This is a genomic window from Blastocatellia bacterium (assembly GCA_025054955.1).
GTDB lineage: Bacteria > Acidobacteriota > Blastocatellia > HR10 > J050 > JANWZE01.
This window is the reverse complement of sequence record JANWZE010000030.1, coordinates 1-13,795: the sequence shown is the minus strand read 5'-3', so window position 1 is coordinate 13,795 and position 13,795 is coordinate 1. Positions and strand designations below refer to the sequence as shown.

11 protein-coding genes are annotated in these 13,795 nt (G+C 57.1%); 4 read left to right on the top strand and 7 right to left on the bottom strand.

Annotation, left to right across the window (positions count from 1 at the left end):
- Nucleotides 1-192 precede the first annotated feature (192 nt).
- From NZ823_03240 to NZ823_03225, 4 genes are all read right to left on the bottom strand, one after another.
- On the bottom strand, nt 193-693 hold the full coding sequence (locus tag NZ823_03240) for a Spy/CpxP family protein refolding chaperone (protein ID MCS6804142.1): 501 nt from the start codon (nt 691-693) through the stop codon (nt 193-195).
- Nucleotides 694-850: 157 nt separating this feature from the next.
- Nucleotides 851-1,855: a thioredoxin-disulfide reductase gene (trxB, locus tag NZ823_03235; protein MCS6804141.1), complete on the bottom strand. Its 1,005-nt coding sequence runs from the start codon at nt 1,853-1,855 to the stop codon at nt 851-853.
- Nucleotides 1,856-2,578: 723 nt separating this feature from the next.
- Nucleotides 2,579-3,286 carry a response regulator transcription factor gene (locus NZ823_03230; GenBank protein ID MCS6804140.1) on the bottom strand — a complete coding sequence of 236 codons (708 nt, stop codon included), beginning with the start codon at nt 3,284-3,286 and terminating at the stop codon, nt 2,579-2,581.
- A gap of 9 nt (nt 3,287-3,295) precedes the next feature.
- The gene (locus NZ823_03225) at nt 3,296-5,224 is read right to left on the bottom strand and encodes a HAMP domain-containing histidine kinase (GenBank protein MCS6804139.1); all 1,929 of its coding nucleotides are present in this window, start codon (nt 5,222-5,224) and stop codon (nt 3,296-3,298) included.
- A gap of 530 nt (nt 5,225-5,754) precedes the next feature.
- Between NZ823_03225 and NZ823_03220 the strand changes: the two genes are divergently transcribed.
- Together NZ823_03220 and NZ823_03215 are read left to right on the top strand one after the other, a co-directional pair.
- Entirely contained in the window at nt 5,755-6,549 is a 795-nt protein-coding gene (locus NZ823_03220; protein ID MCS6804138.1) for an intradiol ring-cleavage dioxygenase, read from the top strand.
- A 220-nt stretch (nt 6,550-6,769) separates the two neighbouring features.
- Nucleotides 6,770-7,366, top strand: a complete 597-nt coding sequence (locus tag NZ823_03215; GenBank protein ID MCS6804137.1) for a hypothetical protein — start codon at nt 6,770-6,772, stop codon at nt 7,364-7,366.
- Between the two features lie 622 nt (nt 7,367-7,988).
- On the opposite strand, the gene NZ823_03210 is transcribed toward NZ823_03215, so the two are convergent.
- The 3 genes from NZ823_03210 to NZ823_03200 all read right to left on the bottom strand — a co-directional run bounded on the left by NZ823_03210 (nt 7,989) and on the right by NZ823_03200 (nt 11,886).
- On the bottom strand, nt 7,989-8,579 hold the full coding sequence (locus tag NZ823_03210; protein ID MCS6804136.1) for a YceI family protein: 591 nt from the start codon (nt 8,577-8,579) through the stop codon (nt 7,989-7,991).
- Nucleotides 8,580-8,882: 303 nt separating this feature from the next.
- Complete coding sequence (locus NZ823_03205; protein MCS6804135.1) at nt 8,883-10,268, bottom strand: ascorbate-dependent monooxygenase; 1,386 nt, start codon at nt 10,266-10,268, stop codon at nt 8,883-8,885.
- 259 nt (nt 10,269-10,527) lie between these two features.
- A complete protein-coding gene (locus tag NZ823_03200; GenBank protein ID MCS6804134.1) occupies nt 10,528-11,886 on the bottom strand; it encodes a DEAD/DEAH box helicase family protein in 1,359 nt (452 codons plus the stop codon).
- Between the two features lie 182 nt (nt 11,887-12,068).
- On the opposite strand from NZ823_03200, the gene NZ823_03195 reads away from it, so the two are divergent.
- Nucleotides 12,069-13,172: an ATP-dependent 6-phosphofructokinase gene (locus NZ823_03195; protein ID MCS6804133.1), complete on the top strand. Its 1,104-nt coding sequence runs from the start codon at nt 12,069-12,071 to the stop codon at nt 13,170-13,172.
- Nucleotides 13,173-13,187: 15 nt separating this feature from the next.
- Nucleotides 13,188-13,795 (top strand): hypothetical protein (locus NZ823_03190; protein ID MCS6804132.1); only part of this gene is annotated, 608 nt, incomplete at its 3' end.

Here is a 13,795-nt window from a genome sequence, read left to right as displayed (position 1 = left end):
GCAGGAATGCGTGCCACTTTTTCTGAGGAGTTTGGATTTTTCTCTCTGCTCCCACGCTCGTCACCAAGGATGTATGAACCGGGTTGTCTCGTCAGCGGGTCTGGCAGGTCTGTTTCGGCTCTTGTGGAAAAAGAAAGGACGAGCGGGTGTCGCTCGTCCTGATCACTGATGATGCAGGGTGAACCTGAACCTTCAATTAGACAGGTGTCTGAGGAAGCGCTCACGTGCCCGCTCGCGCATTTGGTTGAGTTTGGCTCGTTGCTCCGGCGTCAAAACGGCCATCACTTTTGATTTGATGCGCTCGCGTGCGACCGTCAGCTCAGCGATGACTTTCGCCTTCTGCTCGGCCAGTGCGCGGACCTGCGCTTCATTGAACGGCTCGCTGCCGGTCATAGCGCGCAGTTGACGGTGAATCGCCTGAAGCTGGTCGAGCAACGGTTTGATGGTCTGCTTTTCCGCTTGATGGATAGCCTTGATTTGTTCTTTTTGCGCCTCCGTCAGGTCCAACCGGCGAGCAATGCGAGCTGCCAGGCGCCGGTGACGCCGTCCACCGGGGCCATAGCCAGGCGCATGTTCATCCTGAACGGTAGCCGGCTTGACGACGCTCGTTTGAGTCACGTCCGTTGCCGCATAGACTACGCCGGAAGTGAGCAACAGGATCGAGCTCAGGGCAATCATGATCTTGTTCTTCATAATAAGTCCTCCTTCATTTTCCATTGTGCACCGGTTCTCACCGGTGCGCTGTGCCGTCTGTGTTCTCACACTATTAAAGACGCCGGTTCAGGTGAGTGGGACGGGAAAAAATTCAGCGCGTCGCTGCCCCATCAACGCCCCATCAACTACGCTTGAACTATGCGTTCAAGTGCTCGGCCAACCATCGCTCCGCATCAATAGCAGCCATGCAGCCGCTCCCCGCCGCGGTGACGGCTTGGCGATACACTCGATCTTGCGCATCGCCACAGGCGAAGACACCGGGGATAGTGGTGTATGTGGAGCCGGGACGGGTCCGAATATATCCGATCTCATCCATGTCAAGCCAGCCGCGGAAAATATCGGTGTTGGGCTTGTGCCCGATGGCGACGAATAAGCCTTTCACAGGCAGCGTCGAGATGTCGCCTGTTTTGACGTTCCTCAAGACCACTCCTTCGACCTGCGTATCTCCCAATACGTCCTCAACGACGGTGTTCCAGATGAACGTGATTTTCTCGTTAGCCCGCGCGCGCTCCTGCATGATCTTTGACGCACGCAATTGGTCACGCCGATGGATGACGTAGACTCTGGGCGAGAATCGGGTCAGGAAGAGCGACTCTTCCATCGCCGTATCTCCGCCGCCGACGACGGCCAGCTCCAATCCTTTGAAGAATGCGCCGTCGCATGTGGCACACGCTGAGACGCCACGACCGATCAGCCGTTTCTCATTTTCTAAGCCGATATACTTGGCTGACGCGCCGGTGGCAATGATCACGGCATCGGCCAGCAGCGGCTTCTTGCCGTCTTGCAACAAGCGGAATGGCCGCTGTGAGAAGTCCACAGCCGTAATCGTTCCGAAGCGCAGGTCAGCGCCAAAGCGCGCGGCCTGTTGCTCAAACAACTGCATTAACTCCGGCCCCAGTATCCCGTTGGGAAATCCAGGGTAGTTTTCCACCTCGGTCGTGGTGATCAATTGCCCGCCCGGCTCCGGGCCTCTCAGGACCAGCGGGTTCAAATTCGCTCGCGCTGCGTAAAGCGCCGCCGTCAGTCCGGCTGGGCCGGTGCCGATGATGATCACCGTGCGATGTTCAGCAGCAGAAAAATCAATGGCAGCGAACGCAGAAAGATCTGGCGCGGGCGACGCATGCCCGTTTTGTTCAGTCATGAGTGTCTCCTCCATAAGCAATGTATTTCACAAGGCGCAATCATAGCATAATCGGCAAGTCTCGCACGGCTCCATGCACGGGTATGCCAATTGCGGAAAAAACCATGTTCTTTGTAGCTCGTCGCCGTGTGGGTGCCCGCTGAGGTGTGGTGCAACCGACCGAGCTCCGAGCAGCGGCGGCAGCAGCCGCCCATCAGAGGGGAGCCAGACGTGAAACGTCTGGTTAAGCTCGCGCCCTGAAGGGGCGCCACTTCGCTCTACCATCGGCTCGTTTATGCTGTCTGGTCGCTGGCCACGCGCGCGCACATCTCGGCGCGTCTCCAACGCGCCACGATTGTTCGGTCTACTGTTCCAGACGTTGCACGTCTGGCTACCTGCTGTTTGCGCCTCCGGCGCGAGCTGAGCTGGGAGCTCTGCTGTTCCAGACGTTGCACGTCTGGCTACCCGCTGTTTGCGCCTCCGGCACGAGCTGAGCTGGGACCTCTGCCTTCCAGACGTTGCGCGTCTGCCTACGTTGTCACAGACCGCTTGTGCGGCCTCTGGATGCTGACCCATCATCATGACGATGTGATAAAACGCGCGCAGAAAATCGGAGACGGCCGCTTGGGGCGTCCTGCTGCTGCTCTCCATGCCGCTCATCAAACATGGGCCTTTCTCCAGTCTATCGGTATGACAACGTTTCTCTGGCGCGTCATACGGCGCGCGGATGTCACACCGGTCTTGCTATGGATTTTCGTCCACGAACTTGTAGCCGAACCCGCGCACGGTCAAGAAATGACGAGGATTTTTGGGATCATCTTCGAGCTTTTGACGCAGCAAGCCGACGTGAACATCTACCGTGCGCGTCACGACAGCCGCGTCGTAGCCCCACACGTCCCGCAATAATTGCTCGCGCGAGACCGTGAGGCCGCGATGTTGAATGAAATAACAGAGAAGCTCAAACTCGCGCGCCGAGAGTTCTACCGGTTGACCGTTCCGCTGCACGCTGGTGCGAGGCACATCCACCACCACAGACCCGAATTGAAATGTCTCAGGCATCTTGGCTGTATCGGCTGCCGGCGCTCGGCGCAACAGCGCCTCGATGCGGGCCAGCAGTTCCGAAGGATCAAACGGTTTGGTCAGGTAATCGTCAGCCCCCAGTTTGAATCCCAGCACCTTGTCTACAATCTGCCCACGCGCGGTCAGCATCAGAATCGGCGTTTGCACGCCGCGCTGACGCAAATCACGGCATACATCAAATCCGTTTTTTCCCGGCAACATGATATCGAGAATGATCAGATCAAATCGCCCATCCAAGGCCATGTCGAGGGCTTTCTGCCCATCATGCGCCGTTTCGACCTGATACGCTTCGCTGGTCAACAGATCGGTCAACGTCATGACCAGTCCCAATTCGTCTTCAACCAGCAACAGGCGACGTGACGTCTTATTCATGATGCGTTCTCATTCACCTGAATCCGGTAGAGCCGGCAGATGGATCGTGAATGTGGTTCCATGTCCGGGCGCAGTTTTGACGCTGAGCCGCCCGCGATGCGCTTGCACGTGGCGTTGCACGAGGCTCAACCCCAGGCCAACGCCGGGAATGGCCGATGCAGCCAATCCTCGACCACGATAGAACGGGTCGAACAGGTGAGGCTTATCTTGCGGGTCAATGCCCGGGCCACGATCTTCAACGCTGATTTCGATCTCCGGCCGATTCGCCTTTGACACGGCGCGGGCGCTCAAGCGAAGCCACTTTCCTTCGGCGGCATACTTCAGGGCATTTTCAAGCAAATTCTTAATCGCGCTTTCCAACGCTGGCGGATCAGCCTCAATGAGCGGCAGCGGCTCCTGAATCTGCGTCTCAACGTGCCAGCCAGCGTCCTCAAAGACCGGTGCGTACTCGGCCAGCAGACGACGGATCAGCTCGGCGACCGATGTCGGGACAAATTCGTACTGCTTACGGCCTGATTGAATACCGGCGTAGCTCAGCATTTGCTCGATCATCCCTGAGAGTCGGCGGCTTTCCGTCTGAATCATCATGCCGTACTGCTGGACGCGGTCAGCATCTTTGACGCGCCCGCTCGACAGGTTGAATCCAGCCGACTGAATGGCCGACAACGGCGTGCGCAGCTCGTGCGAGACGCCGGCCACCAATTCCATTTCGCGTTGTGCTAAGGCCCGCGCGCGGTGCGCTGTCCACATCAGCAACGCTGTGCCGCTGCCAACAAGACCGAGCAGTCCAAAGCCGATGCCTAGATTGCGACGCCGGGTCGCGTTCACGGCCGCGTCAATCGAACCGGCCGTGTGCTTGGCGACCAGTTGCCAAGCATCGGCTGGCGCATTGGCGGCTGCCGCTGTCTCGTTTTCGCGCCGTGCATCGGGCTGGTTCGTCGCCACTGGTGACATCGGCTTCATCAAGATGGTAGCAGCATCTACCGAGAGTAGCTCGTCGGAGGTCAGCGCCGTGTCTGAAGTGTAAAGCAGGCGCGGCGAATTGCCAGTGACCACAGCCAGCCGATACTTCGACAGCTCGGCGCTGCTGAAATGTCGTTTGACCAGCTCTGGGAGAAATTGCTGTTGCAGGAAGGCGGCGTCCAGTTCAACAAGGCACCACCCCATCAATTCAATAGCCGGCGGTGGGTGGCCTGCTCGTGGCGGTGGGGGCCCGCCCGGTCGTTCTCGTTCACCGTCTTGCCGTCGTTCATGCTGAGTTTGCCTTGCCGCCGCCGGCGGCCCTGACTGCTCTTGACGAGGCGAGCCCAAGCCGTGACGATGCGCTACTCTGATAGAAGCTGGCGAATCCACTCGTTCATTGCGATGCGTCAGTGGCCGCGCCGTGCCGGTTGCAACGGTCAGCAGCGGAAACACCATCACCGGCGTGTCCTGAGAAAACATAAGCGGGGGATGAGGCGAGCGAACCGGTCGAGGCGGCACGCGCCTCTGCTGTATTTCCTGCAACTGATGGCGAAGATCATTCAGCGGCTCAGGCCACGGTTGCGGGTTGAACTGACGCCCTTCAAGCTCGAAGCGGCGATAGGTGAGGCTATCATCTGGCTCAATGGTGACCACGCTGATTTGTTTGATCAGTTGCGGATGCGCGGCCGTGCTGCGCCATTGGGCATACGCTTCGGCAACCACCGACTCTACATCGCTCATGGTCCGCTGCCGAGAAACGGGCCGAAACATTGAGAGCGCCTCCTGAAGCGCCCCAGAAAATTCACGATCAACATTGTGGAGCGCCGTCTCCACAAGCTCTTTCTGCTGGAGGCGATCCGCCACGCTCACGCGATTAACCCAGCGATAGACCAACCACCCAGAAACGATCAGCAGGGCAAGTAAGATGCCAAACAGAATTCCTAGTAGGTTTGGTCTCCATCGTATGCGTTGCATCGCTTGTATTATAAATGATCACGCGCCCTGTTGGCATGTTGGCTCAATCGGAGGCAGGCAAAGTTTACCGGGTTTTTACAATCTGGGTATGGAGTCTCACGGTGTGCGGGATGAATTTCGTTCTGCGGCGTCGGCAAACGCCGCAGCAGCAGATAGCCAGACGTTCAGCCTGTGGACTCGTTCGCCGAGGCTTATCAATTCATTCATTCATTCATTCACATTCATTCATGACGGCATGAGATATAACGTGAATCGGAGGGCGAAGTCATAAGAGAGGGGAAAATGACGGTCATATTTTGGTAAGCGCGGCCAGCTTGGTTATGAAACGGTAAATCGAGCCATGGGCGAGAGCCTGTTGAAAAATAACAAGGGACAGCATGACCAGCACTGGGCTTCACAATTTACACAGACTTTACGTCTGAGCTCACCATATTGCTCATCTATAGACGCGGACGGCGAGAGCGATGTTCGAGTTTCGCCGACTCAATCTTTAGAACTAAGGAGCAGATTTATCATCAAGGAGCATAGCTATGACACAAACTGATCACTCTGGCAATCGGATTGTAGCGCCTTCAAAGACTGAGCGGTTGCTGAACCGACGGGCGACGCTGCGCCTCATTGGGGGAGCGGGCGCCACTGCCTTGGTCGGGCTGAGCGATTCAGGCAAGGGCCGATTGGGAGACGATGCCCATGCCGCTGCTCTTCTCACCCCTGCCCAGATTCCCTGCGTGGTGCGACCTTCGCAAACCGAAGGGCCATTCTTCGTTGATGAGCGGCTTGAGCGCTCTGACATCCGGACGGACCCCATGACCAACATGGTGAAACCTGGCGTGCCGCTGCGGCTGGCGATGACCGTCTATCGAGTGGACGGCAGTGCGTGCACGCCGCTGACGGGCGCTTACGTGGATGTTTGGCACTGCGATGCGTTAGGTCTTTATTCGGACGTACGCGATCGCTCGTTTGATACCAGAGGTCAGATGTTCTTGCGCGGTTATCAAATCACCGACCAAAATGGCCACGTGGAATTCATCACCATTTATCCAGGATGGTACAGCGGTCGGACTGTTCACATTCACTTCAAAGTTCGGTTGTTTGCAGGCACACAACGAACCTTTGAGTTTACTTCACAGCTCTACTTTGACGATGCCATCACCGATGTGGTCCATGCGCAGCCTCCGTATAACACCAAAGGCCCGCGCGACACACGAAATAATCGAGATGGCATCTATACGCAGAACAATTCTGGGGCCCAGTTGCTGCTTAATCTGAACAAGTGCGTTGAAGGTTATGTGGCGACGTTCGATATTGGTCTCAGAATGAGCTAAACACCCATTGGGTTCGGCTCCGCTGAGCAGAATCGCCATAGCGGTTCCTAGCGGGACCAACCGCCTGATGGAACAACACTCGGAACGTTGACAGGAGTTATTCATGTCGCCCGTGGCGACGCGGGAGAAACGATGAAAAACAAGCACAGACCCACTGATTGACCGATTGAAAATCTGTTGATCAAGCATCTGTGCCTACCTTTTCGGAGGAAACAAACTTATGAAACGATTATGGCTTATTTACCTGTCGGTGACCTTGCCCGCCCTCGTTGTCTACATTGGCAGCGCGGCAACTACTCAAACGAATTATTCCGGCACATGGGTTTTAGACAAAGAGAAAACTGCGGATCGGCCACTCCGCCTGGAAGGCTACACGATGGTCGTCACTCAAGACGGCGAACAATTGCAAGTCACTCTCACAGGCGGTCGGAAACCCGCGCAGCGACGTCATCCAGCCGATGTTGATCAATCGCCGCGACCTGGTCCGCCGGGCAGACCACGCGGCGGGCCAGGACCGTTCGGCATGGCGCTTCCGACGGCTACATACAAACTCGACGGTACAACTACCACTGTTGAGCACAATGGGCGTGGCCGCGTCCTGTTGAAGGCCGAGTGGAAACAAAACCAAACGGTCTTGGAACTATCTCAAATTCGGCAGATGAGCACTCCGGACGGTGAGTTTACATTCACCACAGTGGAGCGATGGGAGCTATCTGCCGATGGCCAAACCTTGACGGTTCACCGCACCAGCGAGACCCCCAGAGGAACGCACACATCAACGTTGGTGTTCAAGCGCAGCGAGCCTTCGTCGCGTTGAGTGGCCGGCCTGAGCGTGTTCATTGACGCCCCGAAGGTGCAGTCATATAGACTCCGACCGTTAGTCTATTTCGGCTAATGGTCGGAGCTCACTGCGGGCTTCTTCAAAGCCTCTTTTTCACCACCGAGAGATGTAGAACACAGAGCAACACCGGCAGTAAACCGTCACCCTCGGCATTGGCCGTGCCTCGGTGGTGGGTTCTGAAGCAGATGCTAAGTGATGTGACAAAAGTTTGGGGCGTTTTTGGGGTGGCGCGACGTGTCGCAGCTTTGGCCGGAAAGCGGTGACACGTCACCGTACGCCAAAATCTCCCGTCCCCCCAACGTGTCCCAGAACTTTTGTCCACCTACTTAGATCGGTTTGTGAACGGGTTGACGCTGGGAGCGCACGCTTGCAGCGCGCACTACCCAGCAAGATGCACGGCCACTAGGCCAAGTGAAAATCGCTCTAGAGCGGTTTCCGAATCAATCTACCCTGGGGTGCGCACTTCCAGCGTGCATGAGCCAGCAAAGCGGGCGCTGCCCGAGTAAAGGCCAGTGAAAATCCTTCTAAGGCTGAGAGAGGCTCCACGACCTGCCCGCTTCAGCACGGTCCGTGATGTTGGTTGTGTGATCTTTTCCGGCTATTTTTTCTTGATCGCCTCGACGATCAGTTCGATATTGACTGTATCGCCAACGACCACCCCGCCGGCGTCTAAATTCCTATTCCACGAGACGCCGTAATGCTGACGGTTGATAGACAAACTGCCTTCTGCGCCTAAGCGGGTATTTCCCCATGGGTCTTTAATCGTGCCGGTGATCTTGAACGGAATGGCGACTTCTTTGGTCACCCCGCGAATTGTCAAGTCACCCACGCAGATATAGCCACTGCCCTTTTTTTGAATCCGTTTGCTGACGAATTTGATCTCTGGATATTGATCAGCCGCGAGAAAATCGGCGCTGCGCAGGTGCTTGTCTCGCTCATTATCACCGGTATCAATGCTGGCAGCTTTGATGGTCACCGTGACAGATGATTTGGTGATGTCTTGCGGATCATAAGCAATCGTTCCTGAGAACTCTTTGAACTTGCCCTTGACGTTGCTAATGACCAAATGCCGGACGGCAAACCCAACAGTGCTGTGCACAGGGTCAATGACATAGTTGTCGGCGCCCCAGGCGACGCCGGTCCACATCAAACTCATGATGATCGCTGAAGCGATTTTGTTCAGTTGCATAAGGTGCTTCCTCCCTGTTGACAAATGTCAAGGGCGCGCTGTGCGTGCATCGCTGCGCCCGTACCCAAATTGATTGGTCGTATCAACGGATTTTTCACTGGTCACTGTGCATGCCAACATGCCAATCCACCGATCAAGAGTCGGTCATGGCCTGGCTCGCGTGTGTGAGCCTTCCTAAGCGGCGTGCTTAACTGATTCGATTGAGTCAACGCGCGCCATACCTATCAACAATGGCGTTGGCAACGAGGCGCCTCGGCTGATGTGCAAGCTGGCGGGCGCCTCGTTGCGCAGCGTCATGCTCTTTCACTGTGGACGGCAAAACACCGATTGTTCCTCAATCGCTTTAAGAAATTGCTTGGCATCTTCACTGAGATTCGATTCGCCATTTGGGCCTAATTGCTCGGCATCCACCGTAAAGCCCAAAAAGACAAGACACATTTCGTCAACGGTTCGCTCGCCCCAACTGACGGGCTGCGGCGGCGAATTCGGATTGAGCGGATTGTTAGCCGAGTTGTCATAGTAGGCTTCAACAGTAATCGTGGTATTCCTCGGCAGCGGCACCGGTTTCTCAAACCAATAGCCGTCTTGCCAGTTGAAATCCCAATCTTTGATATGGATCAGGCATTGAAGCGGGCGATTGAGCGGCTTGGCGGTCACTTTGATTTCTCGGCCCAGTAAATGCATGTGTGGCGCGATCAGCCAGCCGTGGAAATCAATGAACGACGGGATACGGAATGTGGCGGTCACGCGATGTCGTTCAGCGCCGGCCGGAATGGTGAAATTGCGATTGAGAATAGGAAGCGTGCGAAATTGCTTCTTGATAGGCGTGGTGGGGAAATACAATCCGACTTTGGTGCGGTCGCTTTCCGGTCGGCCGTTGGGGCGATAGTGCATCTGAATGACAATGCGCGCGCCTGCTGGGACTTTGAAGGCCACCTGATCAGGGGCTACGAGCGGTTGCGCGCCCGGTGCCCACGCGCCGAGCAGAAATTCTACGCCTTCAGTTTCATTCGCCGGCTCGACGCCCGGTCCGCCGAAGCAGGAATAGCCTGGCCCGACATCTTGCTCATCCAACGCGGCGGATTGTCCACGCCGATCCACAAACAGCAGCACATGATGCACAATCGCGCGATTGCCGGGCTGAATGTCAACGGCGCTGATCCATTGATCGCGGGTGAACGGCGTGGGCAAGCTGAAGCAGCGGTAGACGTCCTGTCCGTAGGGATCAGGCATGAAGTCTGTTGGCAGCTCCAACACCACATTAGGCTGGCCCAGCCGCCACTGGTCAGGAAATTCAAGCGGCGGCGGCAAGTCTGCCGGATCGCCTTCCGGCGCGCCGACTTCGACCCATCGTGCCAGCGTGTCAATCTCTTGCTGGGTCAGCTTACGCTCAAATTGAAAATCGCCACATCCATCGGCCGGTTTCCACGGCGGCATATAGCGTGACTCGGTAACCTCGCGGATGCGTTCAGCCCACGGCCACGTTTCTTCGTAGGTCATCAGCGAGAACGGCGCAATATCACCGGGGCGATGACATACCTGACAGTTGTTTTGCAAAATTCGTATGACCTCTTTGTTGAATGTCGGTGTCGCCTGACTTGGCGCTGCACTTCGTCCAATCAATGGACGTGATTCGGTCATCCAGAAACCAACAACCACCATCGCTGCCAACACAATTGATTTCTTCATGGAGCCTCCTTGGGAACTGAGTGGACAAGTAGTATGGCTTGACCTGCGCGATTTGTCAAAGCAAGCTCTTATGGAACCGCCAACGACGAGGGCGACGCACGTTGCTCATTTGCAGGCCGCTGGCATCTCATCGTTCATGGGCCGTCGAGAAGATGTCCCTTCCAAGCCGTCGGTGAGTCGCACGAGCGTTACACGCGCTGCTGCGCCTAACCCGCTAGAGATGGATGCTGGACTAGGAGCTCGGTGAGTTGCCTGAGCGTTACACACTGCTGCTGCGGCGCTCGCTGATGCGCTCCTCTGTTGTGTTCGCCGTCACCACTTCATACATGACGGCGTGCTTGTCAGGACGTTTGCGCAAAATGCGTCCGAGTCGTTGAATGTGTTCGCGCGATGAGCCGGAACCTGACAAGATGACAGCCACAGAGGCATCAGGGATGTTCACACCTTCGTTAAGGACTTTCGACGTGACCAACGCCAGCACGTCGCCTTGGTTGAACGCGTGTAACCAATGACGACGTTCTTTAATGGGCGTCTGATGAGTGATCGCCGGGATCAGAAACTGCTCGGCAATGCGATAGACCATTTCATTTTCGGCGGTGAAAATCAGCACCCGGTCTCGCCGATGCCGCTGCAACAGCTTAGCCAGCACCCGCAGCTTAGCGTTCGTGCCCAGCGCAATTCGCTTCGATTCACGATAGGCCATCATGGCGCGGCGACCGGCTTCGCTGCGGGCGCTGGCGCCGACGAATGCTTGCCATCCCTGGAGGCTGCTCAAACGGATGCCGTGTTGGTCTAAGAAGGCGTGCAAGATCGCCCGCTCGCGTTCGTAGGCCGCGCGTTCCTGGGCGCTCAGATGCACGTGGATACGCTCAACCAGATAATCGGCCAAGTATTCGCCGGCCAGCTCGCGGGCTGTGCTCCGATAGACAATCGGGCCGATCAACTGCTCAAGCAAGGCATCGGCGCCATCGGAACGCTCCGGCGTCGCCGTCAATCCGAGTCGAAATGGCGCGATGGCCATCTCGGCAGCATACCGGTAGACGCTGCCGGGCAAGTGATGGCATTCATCGAAAATGATCAAGCCAAATTGATTGCCCATCCGCTCCATGATGCGAAAGGCTGAAGCATACGTCGTGACCGTCAACGCGCCGAGTTCAAAGTAGCCGCCGCCGATCAAGCCGACTTCTGCTTGGAATGTGGCAAGCAGCAAGTCATACCACTGGTTCATCAGGTCAATTGTTGGCACGACGATGAGCGTTGAGCGCCCGACGCGTTCAATGGCCATCTGCGCCACCAGACTTTTGCCAGCGCCGGTCGGTAATATGACGACACCCCGTCGCCCGCTCTGCTGCCAGCGGGCTATTGCTTCGGTTTGATAGGGGCGCGGCTCAATGTCGAGCGTGACGCGGAACTGGAACGTCTGGTAGCAACGAGCTTGATCACAATAGGCCGTTTTTTGGCGGATCAATTCTTCAATGATTTGACGATACGCCATTGCCGGCGCGCGCCAGCAGCGCGCACGCTCATCCCAGTGAAACGGCGTTGGCAGAGAGCTGGTTTGCTCAGCTCCATCCAGCACGAGCGTTCCTGCGTCAAATTGGAGAGTCAGTTCGGACATGCTCGCGCCAGAGTATAACAAACGATGCGCAGGCCAGCATCCACAGCGGTGAGCTGTCGGTGGTTTGGCGTCCTCAACGGTGAGCTGTCGGTGGTCCGGGAAAGCGACCGGCGGAAAAATCTCCGCGCCGACCGTGTCTCTGTGTAGGATTTTGGTTTATACTGTGCACCTTTGGAAGGGCTATGGCGATTCGAACAATAGGAGTTCTCACAGGTGGTGGCGATGCGCCCGGATTGAATCCGGCGCTCAAAGCGGTCGTTTACAAGGCAGCCGAAGTGAATGTTCAGGTCGTGGGCATTTACGACGGCTGGCAAGGTCTGCTGGATGGTTACTGTGAAGAGACGTTGGTGCTGGAGCCATACATGGTCAGGCGATGGGACCGAGACGGTGGAACCAATATCGGCTCTTCACGGACCAATCCGTTTCGCGTCAAGCCGCCGGGCGGCGGCAAGCCGACGGACCGTTCCGATGAAGTGCTGCGCAACATTGAGCGACTCGGCCTGGATGCGCTCATTGCGATGGGCGGTGAGGACACGCTCGGCGTTGCTCACACGCTGTGTGGGCGAGGCGCGCCGATCGTGGGCGTGCCCAAGACGATTGATAATGATCTGTCAGCGACCGACTACTCATTGGGCTTTGATACGGCGATACGAAATTGTGTGGACATCATCGAACGCGTTCGCACGCCGGCTGGGTCGCATCATTGGGTCCAGGTCGTCGAAGTGATGGGCCGGCACACTGGCCATCTGGCCTTGTGGAGCGGCATGGCCGGCGGCGCAATGATGACGCTCATCCCGGAATGTCCGTTCCGCTATGAACGTGTCTACGAATTGCTCGACACGCGGCTGCGCCTTGGCGCGCGCGACCGGCGTTACCCCCGCTACGCGGTCGTTGTCGTCGCCGAAGGCTCTACAGCCGTTGACGAGGAAGTCGTCACCATTGACAAAGAACGCGACGCCTTTGGTCACGTTCATTTGGGTGGCATCGGCGAAGTCCTCTCCAAACGCATCCGCGAGAATACGCCTTATGAATCGCGCGCCGTCATTCCCGGTCACGCGCAACGCGGGGGTATGCCCAGCGCAGTAGACCGATTAATGGGGCGATTGTTCGGCGCGGCGGCCGTGCAAGCCGTCATGGAAGGCCGATTCGATATGATGGTCAGCAGTCGCGGCATTGCGCCGGCATGCGAGATTTCGATGGTGCCGCTGGCAGAGGCAGTCGGTCAATTGAAGCTGGTTGATGTCGAGCGATACTACGACACGGAACACTACACGGCAAAATTGTAGATTGAGGGGACGCGCATGAAGAGAGCGTGGCTCACCGTGTTGATCGCGGCACTGACCGCTTCCGTCGCCGCGCAGAGCAAGAAGCGGCAGGAGCAGATCGAGGATTTGCTCAAAAAAAGCGATCTGGTTGTGGTGGCCACAGCGCAGGCCACCTATCCGATCATTGACATCGAGAAGTACCGTCTCGAACGCGAAGAGCGCGGCGGCTATGATCCGCGCCGGCGGTCGCGCTATACGACGGGCACGGTCTACAAACTGGTGATCAACGAGGTGCTCTATCAGAAACCGGCGCGTCAATCCGACCGCCTTCACCGCGAGTTTCACGCCGACGATGCCGTGATGATTTACGTGCCTGGTCCACCGGCTCACCCACTGCAAGGGCCAGTCACGTTCATGGCCGGCACCGAATACATTGCTTTCTTGAAGCGACACCATCTGGACGCAGACGATTTCCCCCGCGCCGTTCAACAGGACTTGAACGCGCCGATGCGCGATTGGGTGAGCTTTCCTAACCCGGCGGAGACCTATTTCTCAGTGATTCCCGATCCGCTGGCCGTTAAGGTAGTAGACGACGTGTGGAGCAAATTCGTCGCTGAGACGCGCGCGGTGGTCAAGACGATGAG

Coding starts and splice junctions, on each gene's coding strand:
- NZ823_03240 (MCS6804142.1), bottom strand. CDS start 693: ATGAAGAACAAGATCATGATTGCCCTGAGCTCGATCCTGTTGCTCACT.
- trxB (MCS6804141.1), bottom strand. CDS start 1,855: ATGACTGAACAAAACGGGCATGCGTCGCCCGCGCCAGATCTTTCTGCG.
- NZ823_03230 (MCS6804140.1), bottom strand. CDS start 3,286: ATGAATAAGACGTCACGTCGCCTGTTGCTGGTTGAAGACGAATTGGGA.
- NZ823_03225 (MCS6804139.1), bottom strand. CDS start 5,224: ATGCAACGCATACGATGGAGACCAAACCTACTAGGAATTCTGTTTGGC.
- NZ823_03220 (MCS6804138.1), top strand. CDS start 5,755: ATGACACAAACTGATCACTCTGGCAATCGGATTGTAGCGCCTTCAAAG.
- NZ823_03215 (MCS6804137.1), top strand. CDS start 6,770: ATGAAACGATTATGGCTTATTTACCTGTCGGTGACCTTGCCCGCCCTC.
- NZ823_03210 (MCS6804136.1), bottom strand. CDS start 8,579: ATGCAACTGAACAAAATCGCTTCAGCGATCATCATGAGTTTGATGTGG.
- NZ823_03205 (MCS6804135.1), bottom strand. CDS start 10,268: ATGAAGAAATCAATTGTGTTGGCAGCGATGGTGGTTGTTGGTTTCTGG.
- NZ823_03200 (MCS6804134.1), bottom strand. CDS start 11,886: ATGTCCGAACTGACTCTCCAATTTGACGCAGGAACGCTCGTGCTGGAT.
- NZ823_03195 (MCS6804133.1), top strand. CDS start 12,069: ATGGCGATTCGAACAATAGGAGTTCTCACAGGTGGTGGCGATGCGCCC.